General features: G+C 44.7%; 18 protein-coding genes. 7 read left to right on the forward strand and 11 right to left on the reverse strand.

The genetic code is table 11. The features are described 5' to 3' along the window. Nucleotides 1–436 (forward strand): ADP-ribosyltransferase (locus ACTRWI_RS17500; RefSeq protein ID WP_499133083.1); only part of this gene is annotated, 436 nt, incomplete at its 5' end. Nucleotides 437–520: 84 nt separating this feature from the next. Here ACTRWI_RS17500 and lhgO read toward each other — a convergent pair. The 4 genes from lhgO to ACTRWI_RS17520 all read right to left on the reverse strand — a co-directional run bounded on the left by lhgO (nt 521) and on the right by ACTRWI_RS17520 (nt 6,765). Continuing rightward, the gene (gene lhgO, locus ACTRWI_RS17505) at nt 521–1,738 is read right to left on the reverse strand and encodes an L-2-hydroxyglutarate oxidase (RefSeq protein ID WP_499133084.1); all 1,218 of its coding nucleotides are present in this window, start codon (nt 1,736–1,738) and stop codon (nt 521–523) included. Between the two features lie 26 nt (nt 1,739–1,764). Beyond that, complete coding sequence (locus ACTRWI_RS17510) at nt 1,765–3,942, reverse strand: TRAP transporter permease (protein WP_499133085.1); 2,178 nt, start codon at nt 3,940–3,942, stop codon at nt 1,765–1,767. A gap of 147 nt (nt 3,943–4,089) precedes the next feature. Beyond that, nucleotides 4,090–5,103 carry a TAXI family TRAP transporter solute-binding subunit gene (locus tag ACTRWI_RS17515; RefSeq protein WP_004736883.1) on the reverse strand — a complete coding sequence of 338 codons (1,014 nt, stop codon included), beginning with the start codon at nt 5,101–5,103 and terminating at the stop codon, nt 4,090–4,092. Nucleotides 5,104–5,424: 321 nt separating this feature from the next. Beyond that, the gene (locus tag ACTRWI_RS17520; RefSeq protein WP_499133086.1) at nt 5,425–6,765 is read right to left on the reverse strand and encodes a sigma-54-dependent transcriptional regulator; all 1,341 of its coding nucleotides are present in this window, start codon (nt 6,763–6,765) and stop codon (nt 5,425–5,427) included. A gap of 205 nt (nt 6,766–6,970) precedes the next feature. On the opposite strand from ACTRWI_RS17520, the gene ACTRWI_RS17525 reads away from it, so the two are divergent. Next, a complete protein-coding gene (locus ACTRWI_RS17525; RefSeq protein WP_499133087.1) occupies nt 6,971–9,043 on the forward strand; it encodes an ATP-binding protein in 2,073 nt (690 codons plus the stop codon). Between the two features lie 206 nt (nt 9,044–9,249). Here the strand turns inward: ACTRWI_RS17525 and ACTRWI_RS17530 are convergent, their stop codons facing one another. Beyond that, complete coding sequence (locus ACTRWI_RS17530; RefSeq protein WP_499133088.1) at nt 9,250–9,732, reverse strand: hypothetical protein; 483 nt, start codon at nt 9,730–9,732, stop codon at nt 9,250–9,252. A 515-nt stretch (nt 9,733–10,247) separates the two neighbouring features. Between ACTRWI_RS17530 and ACTRWI_RS17535 the strand changes: the two genes are divergently transcribed. The 3 genes from ACTRWI_RS17535 to ACTRWI_RS17545 all read left to right on the forward strand — a co-directional run bounded on the left by ACTRWI_RS17535 (nt 10,248) and on the right by ACTRWI_RS17545 (nt 12,593). Continuing rightward, nucleotides 10,248–10,820: a porin family protein gene (locus ACTRWI_RS17535; RefSeq protein WP_499133089.1), complete on the forward strand. Its 573-nt coding sequence runs from the start codon at nt 10,248–10,250 to the stop codon at nt 10,818–10,820. A gap of 188 nt (nt 10,821–11,008) precedes the next feature. After that, nucleotides 11,009–11,848, forward strand: coding sequence for a helix-turn-helix domain-containing protein (locus ACTRWI_RS17540; protein ID WP_499133090.1), 840 nt, complete (start codon nt 11,009–11,011; stop codon nt 11,846–11,848). A gap of 112 nt (nt 11,849–11,960) precedes the next feature. Further along, the gene (locus ACTRWI_RS17545; RefSeq protein WP_499133091.1) at nt 11,961–12,593 is read left to right on the forward strand and encodes an esterase/lipase family protein; all 633 of its coding nucleotides are present in this window, start codon (nt 11,961–11,963) and stop codon (nt 12,591–12,593) included. Nucleotides 12,594–12,694: 101 nt separating this feature from the next. On the opposite strand, the gene ACTRWI_RS17550 is transcribed toward ACTRWI_RS17545, so the two are convergent. Beyond that, a complete protein-coding gene (locus ACTRWI_RS17550; protein WP_499133092.1) occupies nt 12,695–13,669 on the reverse strand; it encodes an arginine deiminase-related protein in 975 nt (324 codons plus the stop codon). A gap of 589 nt (nt 13,670–14,258) precedes the next feature. On the opposite strand from ACTRWI_RS17550, the gene ACTRWI_RS17555 reads away from it, so the two are divergent. Beyond that, nucleotides 14,259–16,109, forward strand: coding sequence for an ABC transporter ATP-binding protein (locus ACTRWI_RS17555; RefSeq protein WP_499133093.1), 1,851 nt, complete (start codon nt 14,259–14,261; stop codon nt 16,107–16,109). Between the two features lie 288 nt (nt 16,110–16,397). Further along, complete coding sequence (locus tag ACTRWI_RS17560; RefSeq protein WP_499133094.1) at nt 16,398–17,105, forward strand: DUF445 domain-containing protein; 708 nt, start codon at nt 16,398–16,400, stop codon at nt 17,103–17,105. Nucleotides 17,106–17,215: 110 nt separating this feature from the next. Here ACTRWI_RS17560 and ACTRWI_RS17565 read toward each other — a convergent pair whose 3' ends face one another. From ACTRWI_RS17565 to ACTRWI_RS17585, 5 genes are all read right to left on the reverse strand, one after another. Next, nucleotides 17,216–17,704, reverse strand: a complete 489-nt coding sequence (locus ACTRWI_RS17565; protein ID WP_061031933.1) for an Lrp/AsnC family transcriptional regulator — start codon at nt 17,702–17,704, stop codon at nt 17,216–17,218. A 1,250-nt stretch (nt 17,705–18,954) separates the two neighbouring features. Then, entirely contained in the window at nt 18,955–20,448 is a 1,494-nt protein-coding gene (putP, locus tag ACTRWI_RS17570; RefSeq protein ID WP_499133095.1) for a sodium/proline symporter PutP, read from the reverse strand. Between the two features lie 152 nt (nt 20,449–20,600). Further along, nucleotides 20,601–21,305, reverse strand: coding sequence for a hypothetical protein (locus tag ACTRWI_RS17575; protein ID WP_499133096.1), 705 nt, complete (start codon nt 21,303–21,305; stop codon nt 20,601–20,603). Between the two features lie 11 nt (nt 21,306–21,316). After that, nucleotides 21,317–24,454 (reverse strand): bifunctional proline dehydrogenase/L-glutamate gamma-semialdehyde dehydrogenase PutA, encoded by a 3,138-nt coding sequence (gene putA / locus ACTRWI_RS17580; RefSeq protein WP_499133097.1) that lies wholly within the window; start codon nt 24,452–24,454, stop codon nt 21,317–21,319. Nucleotides 24,455–24,635: 181 nt separating this feature from the next. After that, complete coding sequence (locus ACTRWI_RS17585) at nt 24,636–25,460, reverse strand: helix-turn-helix domain-containing protein (protein WP_499133098.1); 825 nt, start codon at nt 25,458–25,460, stop codon at nt 24,636–24,638. Between the last annotated feature and the right edge of the window lie 269 nt (nt 25,461–25,729).

Raw genomic sequence — 25,729 nt, forward strand, 5'->3', positions numbered from 1 at the left:
TAACTACAAAGGTACGGTTTATCATGGGTCACCCATCAAGAACTCACTACTCGATAAACTCAACGTGGGTGATATTCTGCATGAGAAAGCGTTTTTATCAACATCAACTCTACCAAGTATCGCCAAGAACTTTTCTTCAGCCGGTGTTTATGAAGGTACTTCTGCTGCTCAATTCAAAATTGAGCTTAAATCGGCAGGTCGCGCCATTAACGCGTACACGTTCAAACCGGATGAAGCAGAAATCCTCGCTAAGCCAGACACTTACTTTCGAGTAGAAGCGATTGAGCGAGTATCACCCTACAAAAACTACATCAAGATGCGAGAAGTAAAGAACCCCGCACGGTACCTGAAAGCGGAACCTGATATCCACATTTATGACAGTTACAGCGGTGAAGAAGTCGCGGTTCGCAACCGTAGCTCACTCTATTGCCTGTAGTGCAGCGTTCCTGCTACTTTGTAAGCGACTGATAAAAAAGACCATCATAATGATGGTCTTTTTTATTATTGAAACTGGGGTCATTTAACTACTTGTTTTACGCATTATCTTGCCACAAATATATTCGCCAATAGGCATCGCTGAAGTCGCCGCGGGCGATGGTGCATTGCACACATGCAAGCTTCTTGGGCTTTCCGCAAACAGGAAGTCATGAACCAAAGTACCATCCTTCAGTACCGCTTGAGCACGAATACCTGCCGGATAGGGTTTGAAGTCAGACAGCGTGATGCTTGGGCAGTACTTATTAACCAACTTTAGATACCCCGCCTTCCACCACGAGTTTTTGAACTCAACCAAACCGGTTTTTAGATGCTTAGCCGTCACCTTCCAAAAACCAGCAAAGCTCAGCATCTGCAAGGTATCCTTAACGCTAAAATTCAATTTACCGTAACCTTCCCGCTTCCACCCTTGAACCGCGTTAGGCCCTACCGTTACCGAGCCATCAATCATGCGTGTTAAATGTACACCGAGGAAAGGCAGTTCAGGATCAGGGATCGGATAGATAAGGTGATTCACCACTTGGTTATGTTTAGCATCAAGCTGATAATATTCACCGCGATAAGGGACGATTTGGAAATCAGTTTCAATACCAAGCATCTTAGTCATTCTGTCCGCCATTAGGCCTGAGCAAGTGATCAAAAATCGACTGTTCAGCTGCAAGGTTTGCCCATCCACTTTGCAGGTTAACTGAACCTCATCGTCTTGCTCATCAGCCAAGATAACTTCAGTGCCTAAGCTGAGCTTACCACCCGCCTCAACAAACTGCTGAGCCATCACTTCAGTGACTTTTTTGTAGTCGACAACACTGGTGGTTTTGACATAAATCGCCCCTAAACCTGTGATGTTCGGTTCGGCCAGTTTGAGCTGCGCTTGGTCTAACAAATCGACATCAATATCGTTATCATGACAACGCTGATAGAGCGCGTTCATGCGCTCAAATTCTTGCTCATTGGTTGCAACCAATAACTTGCCGCAGTTTTCGACGGGGATATCGTGTTGGCGACAAAACGCGATGGTGCGCTCCACGCCACGCTTACAGAAATCCGCTTTCAAGCTACCCGGAGCATAGTAAACGCCAGCATGAATCACACCACTGTTGTGACCCGTTTGGTGCTGCGCAAAGCCACGCTCCTTTTCGACTAAAAGGATACTTTTATCAGGGTGAGCTTGTTGCAGTTGCCATGCCGTCGACACGCCAACAATGCCACCACCAACGATAATATAGTCGTATATTGAGTTCATAATGTTCCTACATTCAGTCCTTTAAATTATAGGGAAGAAGCGACAGTATCAGGCTCGGTTTGAGGCAAAGACTTTTGCTCTTCATCCGACGGCTTTTTCACTTGGTTGATATCGTACTTACGACCGCTGTAGATGAAGATAGCAACAAACAGTGCTACACCGAGCAGGCGAATCACGATTGACACATCAGGCCATACCAAAGCAACACCTAAGGCAATCAATACTGCGCGCAGCACAAGATTGATTTCACTCTCGAGGTAGCCTTCGATCGCTGCAATAAACGCATAAGTACCAATAATAGCAAAGCCGCCAGCCACTAAAACCGAGGTCACATCCCAACTAACTAAGTTGGTGTAAGCGATAAGCAGTGGTACCAAGTACAAGCCTTTGGCGATCTTCCATGCCATTAAACCCGTTCTCATTGGCGGCGTTTTAGCAATCGTCGCTGCCGCAAAAGCGGTCAAACAAACCGGTGGCGTCACGTTACTGTCTTGCGATAACCAGAAAATGATTAAGTGTGCAGACAATAGAGCAAGGCTGATCGCTTCTAAGCCTAAGCTTTGCTCAAGCAGCGTTTCCACAAAATCAGCGGGCACTAACGCAATCAGTTCTTTTGCGGTTTCCAGAGCCATTGGTGCATTAAGCAGTTCCAGCTTTTCTGGTGCAGCCAACATGAAAATCGCTTTCGCCTGCTCTGGTAACTGTCCCGAAACCAACAGGTCAAGCAGCTGGCTTTCAGCAATTAACTTGTACAAGGCTGGAGCAGACAGGGTACCCAACACGATGTAAGCCGCAGTAACTGGCAGGCCCATACCGAGAATCAAAGATGCCAGCGCGATCAAGGCAATCATCACCAACAAGTCACCATTGGCCCAGCTATTGATCATCAATGAGAAGGTGTTACCAATACCCGTGGTGCTAATCACGTTGATCACCAAACCAATACCTACGAGTAATACGGCTGTGGTTGCCATGTTTTTTGCGCCTTGAGAAAGCGCTTCGATGATCGCCTTTGGTCCCATTTTATGATTTTTGGAAAACCACGAAGCAACAACGACCGAGATGATTGAGATACCCGCAGCGTAGGTCGGCGTAAAGCCTTGCACCAATAAAGTCACTAGCACCGCAAGAGGGATAAGATTATGCCAACCAGACAAGAGTACTTTTAATAGAGGCTCACAACCCGAAGAGACTTTTTGTACACCGCTACGCTTCGCTTCAATACGTACGAAAAACGCCACCGACAAGAAGTAGATAAGCGCTGGCAAGAAAGAGACCGCAATGATATCTACATAAGGGATCTGCGTGTAAGACGCCATGATAAAAGCACCAGCCCCCATCACGGGTGGCATCAACTGCCCACCTGTTGATGCAGCTGCTTCCACACCAGCAGCAAAGCGTGAAGGGAAACCCGCTTTTTGCATTAGAGGAATACTGATCACGCCCGTCGACACCGTATTAGCCACGCTAGAACCGGACACTGAGCCCATCAAACCAGAGCCAATCACCGCAATAAAGCCGGGACCACCGATCACTTTGCCCGCTGCCGCGCGAGAGACATCAATGATGTAGTCACCGACACCCGAGCGCACTAAAAAAGCGCCAAATAGGATAAACATGAACACGAAGGTCCAGCTGATTCTAGAGATAGAACCAAACATACCTTCCGATGAATAAAAGCTTCGGTAAAGTAGTGTCTCAAGGCTCAAACCAGGAAAGTGGAAGATGCCACTGGTCCATTGCCCCCAAAGTACCACGTAGCTCAAACAGACTAAGATAAGCACTGGAATAAACCAGCCCATGGTACGACGAATCAGCTCAATGACGATAACAATCGCCAAAATAGAGAAGAACCAATCACTGGCGATGAACTTCACGCCTCGTTCATAAAGGGCATCCTCTGCAAAGGGGATATAGATAAGGCAAGCCAATGCTGCCAAGACAATGCCGATATCGACAGCAAGAGCCACCTTGCTCTTTTTTAACGAGATATGAGCGGGATACCAAAGCGCACAAATGATTGCGAAACCAGCAAAGTGAGTCGCTGAAATCCAAAGCTCAGGCAAGGTAGATAAGGTATTAAACCAAATGTGTAATAGGGAGAGAATCACTCCCATGGTTGTTATTGCTTTGCCTACCCAAGGAAAATCCGTTCGGGTCGGCAATTCAAATTTTTTCAGTTCCTGCTGCAGCGAATCGCTCATAGAAAACTCCTGCTCTCCACAGCAAAATGCGCAGAGAAAATCCATAAAATAAGCAGGTGCACGAACCCATTCACAATGTGAACGCGCACCTAGCGGTTAAGCCATTAAATGTGGGGATCGACTAAAACAGTTAGTCGACGAAAGCCGTTAGTTAACGATCAGCTCAGAAGGAAGCTCGATGCCCACTTCTTTGTAGTAACGTGCTGCGCCCGGGTGAAGTGGAACAGGCAGACCTGCAATCCCTTTCTCAAGCGCCATGGCTTTGGTTGCTTTGTGGATACCTTGTAGGAAAGGTAGGTTTTCATAGATAGCTTTGGTCAGTTGGTAGACATCTTCTTCTGAGATATCTTCACGAACCGCTAGGAAGTTAGGTTGAGCGATTGTAGTGATCGGCTTATCAACACCAGGGTAGGTATTGGCAGGGATCTCGTACTTGGTCCAGATGTTGTAATCGCCATTCGCTTGTTTGATCTGTTCATCGGTAAACGACAGGATTTGAATATCTTCACCTAGAGCTGCAAAAGCTTGGGTTACCGCGCCCACAGGTACACCTGCTGGGGTGTTCATGCCATCAATGGTGCCGTTTTGTAATGCGCTCGCGCTACCGCCGTAACCCATAAAGGCAAGTTTAAATTGTTCTGGGTTCACTGATAGGCCCTTCATAATCTGGCGACCTGAGTTTTCTGTACCTGAATTTTTCTTACCGATAGAAAATTTCTTGCCGTTGAGGTTTTCTAAATCGCTCATGGTGCCGGTTTCAGCCAGGTCCGAACGAACAATAAAGTGTTCAACATTTTGCCAAAGCATAGAGACAGAGCGCAGCTGAGTTTGGCTACCCGATTTTTCGTATGGCCCCAGCCCCTGCCAAGCCCACGCGCCGTATAAACCTTGCAAGATAGCAAACTGAGCTTCATTTTCATTCAGCAGTTTTACGTTCTCGCCCGATCCGGCAGAACTGATAGCCGCCAAAGAAAAGTGCTGCTTTGGCGCAAGCTTAACTTTACTCAATGTCGCCAACGCTACGCCTACTGGGTAGTAAGTGCCGCCTGTTGAAGCTGTCGCTAGAATATAGCTGCGTTCTTCTTGAGCTGAAGCGTTGCTGATGAGGCCAATAGATGCCATTGCGATTGCTAAAGTTTTAACTAGCTTGTTGTATTTCATTGTTACTCTCCATGTAGAGTTATTCACGTTATAGTTTTGTTAACAACAACAGCCAATAAGCAAGCACAATGCCAAAACCTAAGACATTGATTTAATTAAATTTAAACAAAGAGATCAATAACAGTAGGCGGATTATTGCTTATTCAGCGCAGATAGCATGAGCCATTTTTTGCTTACTAAAAACGAGCATTAACATCTATACAAAGTTAGCTACATCACACTTTACGTGCGAAATGTGACCAACAGTTATAAAATCACAAATACAGAGTGAGCCATTTATTGCTCATTAATTTTTAATGAACACTGCAATTTTGTTGCTCACTAAGATTTGACATAGTCGTTTCGATTCAGCGCATAGCGCACCATTTTTTGGTTCAGTGTTCGGCGAGGTAGATCCAAATCTTGCATCACATCATTAATACGCCCTTGATAACGCACTAACGCATCGTGAATCACCTTGCGTTCAAAGCTCTGCACCTGCACCACCAACGGAATTCCCGCTGTGGCAGATTCCGTTACCGAGTTGGGACGACACGCCAAGATATCCCCAACGGTTAGGCTCTCATCTAACGCAAAACGAATCGCGACATTGCGCAGCTCACGCACATTACCCGGCCAAGCATACGACAATAACGCATGGCGATCCGCTTCACTGGCCACTCGAGTTTCACTGTTCGCTTCTTGAGTAAAGTGTTCAAAAAGAATCAACGCATCCTCTTCACGTTCACTGAGTGGCGGCAAGTGCAGCTGGGCAACGTTCAAGCGATAGAACAGGTCTTGACGAAAGTCAGGATGGTTCAATAAATCACACTTCGAGGCAGAGACTACCCTCAAATCAACGTGTTGCTGCTGGTTACCCCCCACACGCTCAACAACATTGTCTTGTAGGGTTCGCAGCACTTTCACCTGCATAGACAAAGGCATGCTCTCGATTTCATCAAGGAAAACCGTGCCTTTATCAGCAACCTCAAGCTTACCGATGCGTCGCTTAGCAGCTCCAGTAAAGGCTCCGGCCTCATGCCCAAACAGTTCGCTCTCAAACAAATTTTCTGGAATAGCACCACAATTGAGCGGCACAAAAGGGTGTCTTTTACGCTCACTAAACTCATGCAAGCAAGAAGCGACCAACTCTTTACCACAGCCAGTTTCACCATAGATGATCACATTGGTATCTATGGAAGCCACCTTCTGTATTTGTTCGCGCAGTTCACACATCACCTTACTGCGTCCAATCAGAACCTGCTCAATGCCCTTTAGATTATTTAAGTAGCTTTGGCGGTTAACTCTGTCTTGGCTGCTTTGATACTTCTCGACCGCTTCAGAGACAGTTTGGGAAAGGCGCTCAGGGTCAAACGGCTTCTCGATGAAATCATAGGCGCCTTGATGTAACGCCTTTACCGCCATATCAACATCACCATGCCCGGTAATCAAAATAACCGGGATTTCTGGCACCAGACTTTTAAAACGTCCAAGCAGCTCTACCCCATCTATATCGGGCAAACGCACATCACTAATGATGGTGTGAAAATCGTCTTGCTTAACTGCGCTTAACGCATCTTGTCCAACCTCAAACACAGTGACATCAAATCCTGCTAACTGTAACCATTGGCTGGTTGCTTGACGCACAATCGCATCATCTTCAATCAAAGCTATACGTTGCATGGTCTATTCCTAACACTTGAACCAAATATGCCGCCCACGGTATTCAAAAACCGAGCAGACGAAAAGGAGCTAGCTCCCACTTTGAGTAACACCTCTTTAACAGTTTTATGATGTTTGTTAGGTTCAACTTGTTTGACTCTCCTACAACTCGAAAAGTAAACATAAAATGACTTTAAACTACTAATTTTAAAGGGTTTAATCAAGAATGATGAGTAATAATCGATATTGGTTATTTCTGTTTGCCTGTTTAATCATTGGTTTAGTACAGGTCACCACCAAGAATGGAATCAGCCAATGGAAGCTTGAGCAAGCGCAGCGCTATGCTGAGCAGCGCTTCCTCGGATATATCGCTGAAGCAAGGCGAACCCTGAAGCGTTTCTATTATCTTCCCTACCTAGTCACCAACGATGAAACCACGGTTCGTTTTATCGATGGCGAAGACCGCCTTGAAAAGCGCATCAAAAAGCAGCTCATTCAATTAGACAAAGCAGCGAATACCAAAGGTTGGTACTTACTCTCCCACAAAGGCGATTTGCTGGTATCGAGTGTAGAAAGCAGCCAACTCAGCCGTAAAAACGCCAACACGATAGTGTCTAAGATCCGCCAGCAAGGTGGGGCGATTTCTGTCGTAACCAAGAATAAAGGCGTCACCCCAGATTACTTTATTGCTGCTCCGGTATATCGAGCCTCGGATGCAGTGGGCATTGTTGTGGTGCAAATTGACTTATCGCTGCTGACTGATCAATGGTTTGCTGATGGCGAAGCTGTCCTGTTCCAGAACCCTCGTGATCAGTTCTTTCTCTCAAGTGATAAGCGATTGAGTGCTGACTGGTTTAACGACACCTTCAATTCTAAGCCTACTGCCACCAAACACGAGTTGTACGACCAAACCCAAATTCGCGTTTGGCAACTGCAAGGTAAGGATTACCTAATTCAGTCCATCAAATTAGATGACCTCAATTGGCGTTTAACCTATCTCACCCCATTAACTAGCCTCAATCAAACCACTAACTGGATAAGTTGGAGCTTGGCGGTGGGCTGTCTTTTCATCATGCTATTGCTGGTCATTCTCTACCAAAGACGCCAGAAAAAACTCAGCAACCTACGAATCCAAAAGCTGATTGAAGAGTCTGAAAAACGATTGTCTGGAATGATCAACAAGACACACGTTGGACTTGTGCTGATCGATACACACGGCCACATCCACGACATTAATCTGATGGCCAAAAACTACTTCTGCCTATCTGATTCGATGATCAACAACATCAAAGCATGGCAACTTTTTGAGGCCGGTAACCCGAATTCAACCACTTTGCAGTTGTTGAAGAACTTAGAGCAACATCAGGAGCTGGCCGAGATCACTAGTGTTGAAACCATGGCAAGACGCAGCGATGGCAGCTACTTCCCGGTGTTGTTCTCTATTAGCCCCTTTCCTTGGCATGCCACAACCTATTACCTGTGTACTGTGATTGATATCAGTAAACGTAAGAAAGCGGAGATTGCGGTACAGGAAGCCAATAAAACACTTCAACTGAGGGTAGAAGAGCGAACGCAAGACCTAAAAGACGCACAACAAGAGTTAGTCGAATCAAGCAAACTTGCCGCATTGGGGCGGATGTCGAGCGCGATTACTCATGAGCTCAATCAACCACTTACTGGTCTAAAAACCCTGCTTTCAAGTAATCAGTTACTAATGGAAAGAGGCGAGACTAAGATGTTGAAAGCGAACATGGATCTGGTGATGAGCCTTATCGACAGGATGGCCAACATGACGAGTCAGTTGAAGTCCTTCGCCTTTCAAAGATTGGAAAAACCTTATCCGGTTTCACTGACAGACGCACTTCAAGAAACCCTACGCATTCACCAAGCCACGTTGGAGCGTGTCGATATTCGAGTACGTGTCGCCTCTAATATTTCAATGGTGATGGGAGAAGAAGCCCGACTTAGACAAGTGCTTGGTAATCTCTTAAGCAATGCTATCGATGCTACGCAAAATCAGAAACCAGCGACCATTGTTATCAGTGCTCATACCGAACAAGAGCGTGTGATCATCAAGGTGCAAGATAACGGTTGTGGCGTATCCGAAGACCAAATAGAAACTATTTTCGAACCCTTCCACACCAACAAAAAAATGGGCGAAGGGCTCGGACTCGGTCTCGCGATCACCGCCAACAATGTACGTGATATGCAAGGCTATCTAATTGCTAAGAACAACTCTGATCAAGGAATGACGTTCACACTAACGTTAAAAAATATCGACGATAAACATGAGAAATAATAACATTCACAGGCATGCGCCATCGGAAATCAATATAAAAAATGTATAGCTATCAATTTAACCATTATAAAAAACAATAAATCTGATGCTACGTTTTTCAAAAGTAGAAAAATGTTGACAACTAAGATAAAAATACATTTAAAAATAAAATCATCGTAATTACAAAATATTTCATTGCAATTACGATATTAAACACTATAAGATTTCTAAAAGCGGTAATCGAGCGTCATGTATAACTCATCCTTAATCCATTCATCCTCTTGTGTGCTTCCACTTAGCACTCGATATCCTAATTCTGTAGACCAAGATTCGCTGAAAAAGTAATTAACACCAGCTTGTCCCCCGAATAAATAAAAACTTTTATTATCAGGAGTATCAATGTCTTGATGTTTATAGCCAGCACTTATACCAATAAATGTATTAAACTTGCCACTTGAACCTAAACCATATATGTAGTCATACGAGCCAAGGTATTTAGTCAACTTACTCTCACTTGAGTAGGTAACTGTCCCAAGAAATCGGTGAGTATCATTATTAATGATGCCGGCTCTAAGCATGTAAGTCTCTTTACTTGAACCACCTAGTATATGGTTATTGTCAGCACTCAACCCAGCACCTACAACATAATCAGAGCTCTTAGCATGCGACAAGAATGGCAAAAGTAACAAAGCAAAAATTTTCTTTCTCATAATATAAAACACTGTTCAATTAATTTGGCGCAATGATAATACTTGAAATTTTAAAATCAAATCAAACTTGTTACAATTTGTGTAATCGTTCTGGTTTATATTACCAATTGATAGTAGTTTAAAATAAAGTCAATATAATAACAGCGAGAAAAATTCCCATGAGAGTGTTACTCATTTCTTCATTAATTTTTATGAGTGGATGCACTGCAATTCCCAAATCGAGCTCAATGACATGTATCCCAATTTTTACTACCGTTTATTGTGCAAATTCTTGAACAATATTTTTCGTGATGTAAGGACAATATCTTCAATACAAACATATAAAATTAAAATTAGAGTACTATTCACGCTAACAAAAAATATATATTCTTATTTATAGCTTTTACTATGTAACTATTTAGCTTACAAAGCCATACAGTAATATGTATAAGACTGCGGAATAATGCTCACCAACGGTCAAAGGCCGATAACAAAAATACTTGATACTGCATGACATAAAAGAGTGAGTAAGGAAAATGAACAAATTCGCGAAATCAGCATTAGCACTGGGCTTAATCAGCGCGGTTTCTCTTCCTGCCCTAGCAGCAGGAACTGACGGGGGTGCGTACATCGGTGGCGGCCTTGGTGTGTACCAAGATTCTGATACAGACGGTCAAGGTAACCTAGACTCAGATGGTATGGGTTACAACCTATATGGTGGCTACCAGTTCAACCGTATCGTTGGTGTTGAACTTGGCTACAATGATTACGCAGACTACAAACAGGACACAGCAAAAGTATCTCCAACATCTGTTTCCGTATCTGCAAACCTAGGTTACACATTCGACAACACGATTCGCCCATTCGTGTTGGCTGGTCTTAGCTCTGTTGACCTACACGCAAACAAGAGTGCAGGTTACAATGATGACAGCGGTACAGGCTTCCACTTTGGCCTTGGTGTTGAATACACGCCAATTGAAAACCTAACACTACGCCTAATTTCACAAGCTGATGCCGTGAGCGTAGAAAACAACTATGGTCCATTCAAAACCGAAGATAAGACACTAGCATTCAGCAGTGTTAGCCTAGGTGGTTCTTACAACTTCTAATGTAGCGAGCCTACTTAGAGCTCCCTAACGTAAATAATTCACTTTGCAATCAAAACGGCAAAGTGAATTCTATCATTCCACAGCGCGTAAATATTGCCATTTATGATTCAGAGGCACTGGCAAAAGATATTTAATAGAATTTAAAAACTTATCACCACACATAAACCTAATTAGAGATTGAAATTAGAATGAGCTATTGGTTACAGTCTCCTAAATCCTCAGATGTTGCTCAATATATTGATTGTTATTGGCTTATCGAAAAAGCGCCCGATGCTCAAACTCATCAGTTTCCGATACTCAACCCTGACCCTTCAACACATTTGATTCTGTCACCCAGCGACCAACCGTATCACTACACAATAAATAAACAAGTCCAACAAGGAGTTGGCAGCCACCTATTACAGCCCCATCACAAGGCGATAGAACTGGATCACTCGAAGCCGTTTATTCACTTGGGCATCAAGTTCCAAGTCGGCGCTTTATACTCGCTCACAATCCCTGATTCCCCCCATCAAAGCTTAGATCGCGCCAACACCATCGACCTTGCAGTTCTACTCAACAATTCTGATGCCGATGTAACATCACTGATTAAGCTTGCTCAAAGCGACTTTGAAGCTTGTTGCCAGCAGTTGGATGACTTGCTGCTACCTTGGTTATCCGCCGCTAGAACCGATAGACATAGCGAGCTCACTCGAAAAGTACTGAGTGTGATAGGTTCGACGCCCATAGCTGAACTTGGTGACACGCTATTTTGTTCTCAAAGAACACTCGAACGAAGCTTTAACAAAGTGACAGGCCTAACGTTAAAGCAGTGCCAAGCCATGAATAAACTCGAAGCAATACTCGAATATCTTTATAAGAAAGAGTTGAATGACATAAATTGGCTAGACGTCGCTTTTCAATTTGGATTTAGCGACCAACCACACCTGATTCGTTACCTAAAAAAGACCATTGGCTTCACACCAAATACCTATGTCAAAGAAGGTGGATTAACCATAGATGTATATGGCGGTGTCAGGTCAGAGTAACGGGCTGCCCACACATTAGTTCTCTGTCTATCGTGTCCCATTCGTAGCAAGGTTTGTTGAGTTTAGGATTGCGACTCCATATACTGGAAACACCATCAGACGGAGGGCAATAATGAAGAATAAAAACAAACACATAGTTTTAATTCATGGTCTGTATATGCCTGCGTTGATCATGCAATATCTAGATAGAAATTTTAAGAAACGCGGCTTCACTACCCATAAGTTTGCCTACAACTCACTGCGCTTCCCATCCGCAGCAAAACGCCTAAATCGCTTCGTAAATGCACGCTTTGATGAGCACGATAAGGTCTATTTCTTTGGTCACTCACTCGGTGGCTTACTGATTCGTCATTACTTCAAATTCTACCAACCACACTTCACTGACACCTGCATCATTACAGCGGGCACACCACACAATGGTGCGACTATCGCGAAAACCCTGTCGAATCATGGATTAGGTTTTATATTCGGTTCGAGCAAGATGATCTTAAGTGATGGCTTAGGCGACTACGATATTGATGTGCCGATTGGCGTGATTACTGGCACCTACGACGCAGGTGTAGGACGCATTGTGTTGGGCAGAAACCCAGGAGATGGCACAGTGACGCTTGAAGACGCTAACCTGCGAGGCGCAACAGACACCTGCGCACTCAAGCTCAATCACACCGCGCTGGTGTATTCTAAGGAAGTAGTCACGCTCTCTACTCAATTTATCGAACACAGAGCTTTCAAGAAGGCTCCCTAGCCCTTCTCCCGCGCCTGTTTCACGAAGTTCGTTAAATACAAAAATACCACTCTATTACAAGAGTGGTATTTAAAGGCTTAGAGCTCAATATGAATCGTTCGCTACAGACGCTTCACTCGTGTTGGTAGGAACACTTCACCAAGCATACAACGTACTGAACCGCCACCAATGTCTTCAATGGTTTTTACATCGAATGGTAGCAACTTTCCGTGAGTCGACAGCTGGGTAAGCTGAGCTGGAGAGAACGCATCGTAAGCCGATTGAGACATCGCGATCACTTTGTCGCCATTCACTGTTTCAAGCTGCAGGATATTGCCACAGAAACGGTTCATCTGATCAATCGAAATCGAGATCACTTGCTTGTCCTTCGCGAGTGACTTAACCACAAAACGGCGCTCAAATTCTGGAATCACTTCATCACAGATCACGCAGAAGTTATCGCCAATCGCCATCATGACATTGGTATGGTAAATCGGCTGGCCAGATGGCAATGCCGTTTGGAACGAAACCACTCGTGAATAACCAATACGCTTTGCGTAATCCTCTAATACTTCACGGTCACAACGTTGAGAAAGCGCGGCATAGATGGTCTTGTTGATATGGTCAATCACCATCACACCCGTGCTCTCAAGATAAGAACCTTGCGCGATATAAGACTCTAGCGACTCAGTGTGGTTAACAACACGACCCGACGCCTCTAATGCTTCAATAAGTGCATTTGGTTTAACTTCATTCTGACGGTTTTCACAGGCCATTGGGAAGGTGAATAAGCTGCCATCGCTACAGGTGCTGAACCAATTGTTTGGGAACACTGCATCTGGCGTTTCCACACCAAGCTCTGGATAATCAAACTCTACAACTTGCACACCCTCTTTACGTAATGAAGCCACCATCGCCTTAAATTCAGCCATAGTTTCTAACTTCACCTCAGCTTCGGTAAGGTTAACTCTGTTTTGAAACTCGTTATCACGTGCAGTTTCTTCGTTAAATCGAAACTCTTTTGGCGGTACCATAACAACGCAATTGGCGTTTTGAACATTAGTAATGTGAAGTAATTTTTTGTGTAGGTTTAACATTTCAACCGTCCCTATCTTTTATTTACCCCAGAATTGTAAACAAGTTGTTACGACAAGATTCACTGAAAAGAATAATGATTTGAATATTTATCCCAAATATTTACTGCAAAACCCAGTTTAAACCGTAATTTTTACTGCAAGATAACAACACATCAGAAATAATCTACAGATTTTATAACAATTAGAGAATTTGCTGAATAAATATCCGCGCGCTCTTTTCTGTGTTACCGCGAGTTTAGGTTACAAATTAATCCATTTAGCGTTAGGATTATCACCGTTGCATAACAATCAATTACGTTTGAAATAAGCTTAACTCTTCCCATCTGATCCAATCTAAAATATGCGCCATATACAATACGTTTTGGACTTTTCGCGATCACTCAAACACGGTGTTAAACCAAGCTCTAGAGTCAAGCGTTTAAGCCAGAGTGAAAACCAAACTCCATCGAATGATTTAATGCTTATCAGAACGCATGGGCGCTCATAAAATTTAAAACTAAGACTGTGAAAATTTAAATTGAGACTATAAAAACAAAGCTACACGACGATGCCGTTGCTTATAGAGACACGAGTTTATAAAGGGAAATCTATGTACAAAAAGTTTGAAGGCTTTACTGAAGCCTTTCCAAAGGGAGAGCCGATACAACCTCCTACTGGAATACTGGCATTTTGCCGCCACTACACGCGAGGTTTTGAAAAGCCACTCATCTTGCTCGGTATCATGAGCATGATGATTGCGATCATCGAAGTGGCGCTATTTGGTTACATGGGACAATTGGTTGACTGGCTATCAACAAGTAACCCGGAAACCTTCTTAGCTGACAACAAGTCCACTCTTATGGGGCTTGGGGTGCTGCTGTTGGTCGTAATGCCAGTCTTAATCAGTGTCTACTCACTGTTGCTTCATCAAACCTTACTCGGCAACTATCCGATGTCGATTCGCTGGTTGGCGCACCGCTACCTTTTAAAGCAAAGCTTATCCTTCTACCAAGATGACTTTGCCGGACGTGTCGCCACCAAAGTAATGCAAACATCGCTCGCGGTGCGTGAAACCGTGACCAAGATGGTTGATGTGTTTGTCTACGTAACGGTTTACTTCAGCGCGATGCTGTTCATGCTGGCCGAGTCGGATTGGCGCTTGATGGCTCCAATGTTGATCTGGTTGTTCGTCTACATCGGTATTCAGCTTTACTTCGTACCGAAACTTAAAGATGTGTCATCGGAACAGGCGGATGCTCGCTCACTCATGACAGGTCGAATTGTTGATAGCTACACCAACATCGCGACAGTAAAACTGTTTTCACACAGCAAACGTGAAACGGAATACGCTGAAGAAGGCATGGAAGGTTTTCTAGATACCGTGTATCGCCAAATGCGCCTTGTTACTGGCTTCAACATCTGTGTTGAATTCGCTAACTACTTACTGGTATTCAGTATCGCAGGTATCTCTATCTACCTATGGCTCGATAGCGCAATCACTGTGGGTGCCATTGCGATTGCGGTAAGTTTGGCTCTACGTATTAACGGCATGTCGAAATGGATCATGTGGGAGATCGGTGGCCTGTTTGAAAACCTAGGTACCGTAATTGATGGCATTAAGACCATGTCGAAGCCTATCTCTATCGAAGACAAGAAAGACGCGCAGCCACTTAAGGTTCCACAAGGCGGCATCAACTTCGAAAATGTGAGCTTCAACTACGGTGAAAACAAAGGCGTTATCAATAAGCTAAACCTGAACATCAAACCAGGTGAAAAGGTAGGTCTAGTTGGACGTTCTGGCGCAGGTAAATCGACGTTGGTTAACTTGTTACTGCGTTTTCATGATGTCGAAAGCGGTCGTATCCTGATTGATGATCAAGAGGTCTCAAGCGTTACTCAAGACTCACTGCGCAGCAATATTGGTATGGTGACACAAGACACTTCACTGCTTCACCGTTCGATCAAAGACAACATTCTTTACGGTCGTCCGGAAGCGACGGATGAAGAGGTGTATGCCGCAACCAAGCAAGCGCACGCGCATGAGTTTATTGAAACCCTAACCGACCCGTTTGGCAACATTGGTTACGATGCTCAAGTGGGCGAGCGTGGTGTTAAGCTTTCTGGTGGTCAACGCCAACGTGTAGCCATTTCACGTGTACTTCTGAAAAATGCACCACTGTTAGTTCTTGATGAAGCGACTTCAGCTCTAGATTCAGAGGTAGAGGCTGCTATCCAAGAGAGCTTAATTGAGCTAATGGAAGGTAAGACAGTTATCGCAATTGCGCACCGCCTATCCACCATCGCAGCAATGGATCGCCTGGTCGTTTTAGATGAAGGTAATATCGTTGAAGAAGGCACGCACCAAGATCTGATTAACCAAAATGGTATCTATGCACAGTTGTGGAATCACCAGACTGGTGGCTTCATAGCCGATGATCTTGAGCAAGCTAGCAACGATTAAGTTGTGTGCTATTTTAAAAGTGCTGCGCATTGCACGCCAATTTGCTACATAGCGGTAAATTACACATAGCAGAATGTTATGTCGTAATTATATAATGACTTTAACAAACCAAGACGGCTTCGCTTGCGCGTTCTGGAATAAGGCTAGACCTCGGGGGGAGGCTAGCCTTTCTTATGCTCGTAGATCAGCGATTTTTCCCACCAATTCCATCAACTTCATCAATCCTTTTGTTTTTTTCTTGGTGTTTTTTTCTTAAAATGCGCGCAATATTCTTTCTAGAGATCAACCATGAATAAAAGTGTCTTAACTAACCTCATAGCGTTAGCACTGCTTGCTTGCGGCTATGCGACAGCAAATCAATACCTACTTTACGCGGGCCTATTCGCCTTTTCTGGTGCCATCACCAACTGGCTTGCGATTCACATGTTGTTCGAGAAAGTACCCGGCCTATACGGTTCTGGCGTTATTCCAGCACGCTTTGAAGAGTTCAAAGCAGCTATCAAACAACTAATGATGGAGCAGTTCTTTACTGAGAGTAACATCGACCGCTTCCTAAGCAGCGAAATGGGCGGTGGCCAATCACTGAACCTAGAGCCTGTGATTAAGAAAATCGATTTCAATCCAGCATTCGATTCACTGGTTAACGTTATCGAGAACTCACAGTTTGGCGGCATGCTAGCAATGTTTGGTGGTACAGAAGCATTAGAGCCAATGAAAGCTCCATTTGTTGAGAAGATGCAAGAATCTGTCATCGAAATCAGCAAGAGTGATTCAGTGAAAAATGCCATCAAGGAAGAATTGGAATCACCAGCGATGATGGATGAAATCAAAGAGAACATCGAAGCCATCATCGACCAGCGTTTGAATGAACTGACACCGAAGCTGGTAAAAGAGATGGTTCAAACCATGATCAAGAAACACCTTGGCTGGCTTGTCATTTGGGGCGGTGTATTCGGTGGTGTAATTGGTCTTATTTCAGCGGCGATTACGCTATAAAGCGTTTATGACTGCACTTATCCGATTGCTCTTTCTGGCAGTCACAAAAAATGGAAGCTCATTAGCTTCCATTTTTTATATCTATCAAAACTGGCTCAATCCATGGGGCGCTAATTTAAAGTCGCTAATAGTTCAGGGTTCACACCAAAGCCCTTTTTATGTTCTTCAATCACCACTTCACTGCGCGTCTGAATCACACCAGGTAAGGTTCCCAGCTTGGTAGCCATAAATGCTTGGTAAGCCTTCATGTCTTTTACCCGAACCTTAATCATGGTGTCGAAGTCTCCAGATAGCGAATAACACTCTTCCACCTCTGGCATCATTTCCACAGCTTGGGCAAATTTATCAAAGATTGAAAAACTGGTTTGGTCGAGACGAATATGGATAAAGACTTGAACATCGAGCCCCAACTTCTCGGAACACAGCTCTGCGTGGTAACCCGTGATGTAACCCTCTTTTTCTAATCGCTTCAATCTATCAGAGCAAGGAGAGGTAGTTAGGTTAACTTGCTTGGCCAATTCAACCACAGGCAAGCGTCCTTTCATATGCAGAATTCTTAGTATCTCTTTATCGATACGATCAAGCTGATGCTGAGACATAACATTCCTTAAACATTCTAAATTCGGCTCAGTATATTCCATACCTAAGGCGATCAAAGAAAACCCCGCTCACACATTTAAAAACTAAACGCACAAGTCGCATTCGCAACAAAGATAAATCCATACAAATCGATAACAAGCCATATAAATCAAACTCTGGTTATTATAGAAATGACCCGATAAACAAATAAATTGAGCCAGAAACGAAAGAAAGGATGACTCTATTATGAAAACACAAGAACTCGCATATAAACCCTAAGGTATCGGTTCATGGACACACGTAACAGTGTCAAAAGATGTGGCTCAAGCACTCGCCAATGAATACTCAAACTTAGGATGGGAAGTAAAAATTGATGGCAATACCATTAACAGCGAGATCGCGCTTAAAGCGGCTTAAATGACAAAAACCTCCCAAACGGAGGTTTTTTGATACGAGTTAGTAAGCACTTACAATCAACTAAGCTAGGCCAACCTTAGGAACTGAACTTTCAGTTTCACAACGGCAGTTGCATGTACGACAAAAGTGCTGCGTTTCCATATCGTAATATAAGTTGACACTAAATAGCTTTGAGGTCCATTGCAACATACGGCCAGAGGCTGTCTCGGGCTCTGATTCACAACGTTTCATTATAGACTTATATAGTGTTGTTTTTTTACATCCTTTGCAATAGAGATCAGGCATGCCTTTGTCTTATAGGTCTTTAGTGGTTACTGACAATTCACACATCATGTCCAATTCGGTTCTACAATTCACCGAGCCAATAACAAAAGTGAGCGCCACGTTCAAAAATTAGCCACTTTTCTATTTCATTTTTTGACATCACACACTTACGAGGCGGTTGACCTTTCACTTCTCATGCAAGATCTCATCGCTTAAATTTACATTGTAAAACCCGAATAACTGCTCGATCTCAAGGACGACATATCTCATCCCCCTTCTCGAATAAGCGCGTGCCGGGCGCCTTCTAAGTAACAGTCGCTCCGACAATGGCTATCGTTGATATAGCCAAAGAGCGCTGGGGGCAGATGAGGGAGAACGCTGGGTTTAACGAAAAGGACATGAAGAACTGGCACAAGCAGTTTGAAAAGATGGAACCAACCGCTCACTAAAAGTTTTTGGAGTCATTGAATATCGATGAGCAAGAAGTCGCGAGCATTAGAGAGTGGTCAAAAAAATAGAGCCACCGAAGTGACTCTATTGTTCTTGATTAATATCTGTTGCTAATTCGCTTGTATTTTTACAATGTAAATTAGTCTAGTTCTACTAGCTTCTTCTCGAACTCAGCGTGTTGCGCTTTCACTTCGTCTTCTGGCTCGCCAGTAATTAGGCTCACGATAACGATAGAGATAGTCGATAGGATGATTCCTGGTACGATTTCGTAAACGTCGAACCAACCGCCCGTGAACTGTTTCCAAAGTACGATCGTCACACCACCAACCACGATACCCGCTAGAGCACCGTTACGGTTCATACGAGACCAGTAAAGGCTCATCACGATAGCTGGACCAAATGCCGCGCCAAAGCCAGCCCAAGCGTAAGACACAAGACCAAGTACAGAGCTGTCTGGCGTCATCGCTAGGAATAGCGCGATAAGAGAAATAATGATTACCGCAAAGCGACCCACACGAACGATCTCTTCAGATGTCGCATCTTTCTTAAGCACTTGCTTGTAAAGGTCTTCTGCCATCGCAGATGAAGATACAAGAAGTTGTGAATCCGCAGTACTCATGATTGCAGCAAGGATAGCCGCCAGTAGGATACCTGCGATTACTGGGTGGAACATCGCGTTAACAAGAAGCATGAAGATCTTCTCGCCATCGTCTAGCTTAGGCGCGCCAGAGTTAGTCACGTAGACTAGACCAACCAGACCCACTAGCATTGCCCCAACCATAGACATTGCTGTCCATACCACAGCGATACGGCGCGCTGTTGCTAGGTCTTTATTAGTACGCGTTGCTTTGAAACGAGCAAGGATGTGCGGCTGACCGAAGTAACCAAGCCCCCAAGCCGCTAGCGAGATGATCGCGATAGCAGACAGTGGTTCACCTTTCGCATCATTCCATAGCGTCAGAAGCTCTGGGTTCATGTTGTGAAGATCAGTCGATAACTGACCAAGACCACCGTTCATTGCCGCGATAGGAACGATCAATAGCGCAGCAGACATCAGTAGACCTTGAACCAAGTCCGTCCAAGATACTGCAAGGAAGCCACCGAATAGCGTATAAGAAACCACACATACTGTGCCAATGATTACCGCTGTTGTGTAATCTAGACCGAATACTGTTTCAAACAATTTACCACCTGCTACCAAGCCTGAACTTGTGTAGAAAAGGAAGAATAAAAGGATAAAGAAAGCAGAAATTGTTTGGATAAGCTTAGAATTATCATTGAAACGACGAGATAAGAACTCAGGTAGTGTCAGTGACTCTGTCGTAATGCTGTAAGTACGCAGACGCTTAGCACTGATTAACCAGTTCGCCCAAGTACCAACTAACAGGCCACCAGCAAGCCAGAATGCTTCAAAACCAGCAGCGTAAGCGTAACCCGGTAGACCAAGTAGTAGCCAACCACTCATGTCTGATGCACCAGCAGAAAGTGCAGCAGGCCATGGGCCTAGCGAACGACCACCAAGGAAGTAGTCTGTCGAGCTAGAAGTACGTTTGTAAGCAATAACACCGATTGCCAGCATCATGAATAGATACGCAATGAACGTCGTCGTTATTGCAAAACTGTTTTCTATCATTTGATAGTCCTCATTTGTAAAAAGCCTTCCATGCCTAACCCAATACCATGCCTTACCTAAATAAAGGCAAGCCATTACATTGAGTTAGGGATTTTGGCTCCAAAGCGCTGAGGTAGAAAACCAAAAGTGCTTAGAGCCAATGTTACTGAAGGTTAGTGAGCTTCGCTTCCAAGTTCGAGCAAGGTCGCGTTACCGCCCACGGCTGTTATATTTATAGTTCGCGTACGCTCTGTAATAAAGCGTAGCGATAGGTGTGGATCGTGAGCAACATGCATTGCTGTCAGATCCGTTTCAGCTACTAAACTGACGATGGCACCGTCACGCTTAGCAAGTTGTAAATTGATAGCTTGAGCCGTTTGTGAATTACCTACGTAACCTGCGCTACGTACATCGCAAGACAGCAGCTGTTGAGCCGCGTCGTACGAAGCAACCTGCACCAAGTTCGTCGGTAGATTCGCTTGTTTCGCCGCATCAACGATCAACGTGTTGAATTGCACGTCATCACTGCACAGTTGCACGCTGTTACCCGCTAATAGTGCTGCGGTAATCATCGCAGTTGCTGTTTGCAGTGCTGGCTCTTTGTCTTGGCAATCATCAACAATCACCAAAGCCACACCACGACCTGCAGCATACAGCTCGTTTGTTTCACCAGTAGGGCCAGCCATCAGATGCAGCTCTGAAAGCAGCGCAGACGCTTGCTCTAGGTGATAAGTTGCCACTGCCGCCAAAGACGTAGATTGGCTTTCGATCTCTGATTTGAATGCAAGTATTTGAGCACTCTTATGATCAAAGTCGGTAAGATTCCATTGTTCCCACGCCAAAAAAGCATCAGAAAAACCTGTCACTTGATGAACCATGATACTGCTCCTTATGCCTTGTCTTGTGATTGAGAGAAATGAACATCAGTAAAGCGGTATAGGTAGTGAGGACCACCCGCTTTAGGACCAGTACCAGACAAGCCTTGACCACCAAATGGTTGTACACCAACAACAGCACCGACTTGGTCACGGTTGATGTAACAGTTACCCACACGAACGTGTTTTTCGATCCAACGGTACGTTGTCTCGTTACGGCTGTGAATACCCATGGTTAAGCCAAAACCGGTTTGGTTAATTTGGTCTACCACTTGCGCCAGCTCACTCGCTTTGAAGCGAACGATATGCAGCACAGGGCCAAACTGCTCTTCTTTCAAACAGCTAATGTCATCAATTTCAAATGCACTTGGTGGAACAAAGTCACCATGTTCACAATCCGTTCCTAGAGAAAGTTGAGCCACTTTCTTCTGGGTCTTGGTCATGTTTTCTAAGTGCGTCATCAATTTCTGTTTCGCGTTTTGGTCGATAACCGGGCCCACATCCGTTTTATGAAGATGTGGAATGCCAACACTTAGCTCATCCATCGCACCGTGAATTAGTCCAATCACGCGGTCTGCAATATCTTCTTGAATATAAAGCACACGTAGCGCAGAACAACGTTGACCTGCTGAAGCAAAGGCAGAGCGAATGACATCACGAACCACTTGTTCAGGCAGTGCAGTACTGTCAACGATCATCGCGTTCTGACCACCAGTTTCCGCGATAAACGGCACAGGCTTAGCGTTACGACTTGCCAGAGACACATTGATGCGTTGTGCAGTTGGTGTAGAGCCCGTGAAGGCAACACCTGCAATCGCATCGTGACTCGTTAGCGCACTGCCGATCTCTGCACCACGACCAGGTAGAAGTTGAATCGTGCCAGCAGGGAAACCCGCTTCTTTCATCAGTTCAACCGCGCGAGCTGCAATCAAGCTTGTTTGCTCTGCAGGTTTCGCCACAACCGTGTTACCCGCCACTAGTGCAGCGGTAATTTGGCCAAGGAAGATCGCCAATGGGAAGTTCCAAGGGCTGATACAAACGAACACACCACGACCTCGTCGCGAAGCGATTCGAGTTAGACCATCAAAGCCTTTTAGCTCAAAACCTTGTAGGTTGTTCGCTTGTTTTGCGTAGTAACGACAGAAGTCGACCGCTTCACGCACTTCATCAATGCTGTCGTGGATTGTCTTACCCGCTTCTTGATGACAAATTGCCACCAGCTCAGCTAGGTTCTCTTCCATCAGATCCGCCAGCTTCTCAAGCGCAGCGGCTTTGGTTTCAACCGATGTCGCATTCCAATCAGCAAATGCGGCGTCTGCGCCAGTGATCGCAGCGGAAACATGATCAAGGTTTGCAAAAGCCACCTGACCCACGTTAATTCGACGATCGTAAGGTGCTGTTACTTGCTCAATATTCTGATCAGCCTTGATCATGCTTTCGGCAAGAGATTCACCGTTGATCATAGGTCCTGCAGTCCATTGATTGGTCAAAAAGCCTTTTACTTGCTCTTCAAACTGATGCGCTTCGCTTTCGATATCAATGTTCACACCGTATGAGTTCTTTCGCTCAGGGAATACCGCTGGCGGCAAAGGAATCTTAGTGTTGTTCAAAGTATCGAATGCCAAAAGCATGTCGACTGGGTGCTGTGTTAGCTCTGTCACAGGGCAACGAGCATCAACCAAACGGTGTACAAACGAGCTGTTTGCACCGTTCTCTAGCAGACGGCGAACTAGGTATGGCAGTAGATCTTTATGGCTACCAACTGGCGCGTAGATTCGTACTGACTGTTTGTAAGCTTCCATTGCATGGTTGTAAAGTGAATCACCCATGCCGTGTAAGCGTTGGAATTCAAAGTCTTTATGGTCTGTCATCACTGCAATAGCAGAAACCGTGTGAGCATTGTGGCTCGCAAACTGCGGGAAGATATTGCCACGAACACTTGGGCTCAATAGGTAACGCGCACACGCTAGGTAAGCTACATCAGTCGCTTCTTTACGTGTGTAAACTGGGTAATTATCAAAGCCGGCTTGTTGCGACCATTTGATCTCGCTATCCCAGTAAGCACCTTTAACTAGGCGAAGCGGGATTAAGTCACCCTGATCTTTTGCTAGGCGGTTTAGCCAAACTAGAACCGGTAGCGCACGCTTTGAATACGCTTGAATAACCAGACCAAACTTGCCCCAGCCTTTCACTAACTCGCTGCGGTAAAGTTTTTCAAACAACTTAAGCGAAAGCTCTAAACGATCCGCTTCTTCTGCATCAATCGTAATCGCAACATCAAGCTCAATTGCGCGGCGCAGTAACTGTTCTAGCGTGTCGCATAGCTCAGTCAGTACGCGGTCTTCATTCGCCACTTCGTAACGAGGGTGAAGTGCAGAAAGCTTGATAGATACAGATGGCGCTGGGCTAGATTTTGAAGAGACATAAGTGTCTCGACCTACGGCTTCAATCGCCATTAGGTAATCTTTAAAGTACTTATTTGCGTCAGCTGTAGTCAGTGCCGCTTCACCCAGCATGTCGTATGAATAGGTAAAACCTTTATCGCGCATAGACTTACCGTTCTTTTGCGCTTCAGCAATGCTGCGGCCAAGAACAAATTGGTGACCCATGACTTTCATCGCTTGGTGCATCGCTTTACGAATTACCGGCTCAGAAAGCTTGTTCACTAGACGGTTAACCGCTTGTCCAGCACTTTGCTCGTTCGATGAAAGTCCAACCACCTTGCCTGTTAGCATTAAGCCCCAAGTCGAAGCGTTAACAAAAACCGAGTCAGAATTCTTTAGGTGAGACTTCCAATCAGCAACGCTTAGCTTGTCGCGAATCAGTGCATCAGCCGTTGCTGAATCAGGAATACGCATCAAGGCTTCCGCCAGACACATCAGCAAGATGCCCTCTTGAGTATCTAAGCTGTATTCAAGCAACAGCGCATCGATCATCTGGATAGAAGACTTATCCGCACGGATAGCTTCGATCAAAGAAGTCGTTTTGTCTGTGATTTGCTGCTTTTCAGACTCAGAAGGGGTAGCTAGTGGCAGAAGTTGCTCTAGCCATTGGGTTTCATCCACCATATATAATGGTGAGATAAGCGACCATAGCTCATCAAGCGACTGCTCGTTGAATTCTGGCTTTAACACATCAGTAGCTGTAAACATGCGTTTTCCTTAATCTCACACCCGGAATTAGCCCGGGATCTCTACAATGGCAGCAGTGTATTTAGAGTATATAAGGAATACTTGTCAAAAACTCCGAGTTTTTTGCTAAAAACTCGCTTTATTAACAAAACAAACACAATGTCACACATGAAACTTTAATATAATATGCCGTTTCGTTTCACTATTTAACAGAAATTTGCTTTTTGTATTGAGATGGTGACATGCCTTGAAGGCGTGAAAAAGTGTGGGTAAAAGAGGATTGACCGGAGAATCCAGCAAGTTCTGCGACCTGACCAAGGCTTAAATTCCCTTGTTCAATAAGGCGTCGAGCACGGTCGATTCGCTTACCTAATACATACTGGTGAGGAGTGATGCCCATTTGCTCTTTAAACAACATGTGGAATTGGCTCTCGCCTAAGAACACGCTACCTGCGAGTTGCGCGACTGAGATCTTACTTGCTAAATGTTGCTCGATGTAACGATCAAGTGCTTCAAGATCGAAGCGCGAATCCTTCACTGACGTCTCAAATGCCGAAATGTGCCTTTGCATTAAGGCGATCACCGTGTCATTGCACGCTCGGCTTAATAAGAGATCATCAGGACTTGCCTGCATCTCTTGCACTAACATATGGATAAGCTTCTGAATTTGCGCATCTAATTGGAAATAGACATTCGAAGATTCGAGCTGGTTAATCTTCTCTAGCATCAGCGGGTCGTCGTCACTCGGCACTGGCATGTTAAGTACCAAAATATCGGACTGACCGACCACACCACCGAAAGCATGATCAGAGCTCGCCGTCACCACACAACCTTGTCCAGGGCCGACAAGATTTCCCTTACCGCTGACTTCAAATTCAGCCTGACCTTTTAAACCAATCACCACCTGAGAATAACTATGATCATGACAATCCATGTGCGATGGCAAAGTGATGATCTCAGCAGGTCTAGGGCCAGTAAGGCCTAGCGAAGAAAGGTCTAGGTTAGGAAAGGGTAAAGGTTTAGACATGACAGACAAGTACTCGGGTCAACATACTAAGAATAATACTCTTAAATGCACATAAGATGAATTTGTAAATGTTCCTGAGAGTTATTTGCTCGCGAGAATGAAAAGATCATTATCGCGATCATCATGATCATGCCTCCGGAAAGATGATCAAGAGTATACAAAATACGGGCTATGTAAAATCAATATTTCCGATGGTTTTTTATAAATCCCAACCTCATTATTCAACCAACTCAAGGTGGCTTATAAATGAGAATTTTAATCACTAGGAC

The sequence above is a fragment of the Pseudoalteromonas sp. G5_S1_14_S5 genome (genome assembly GCF_054968605.1).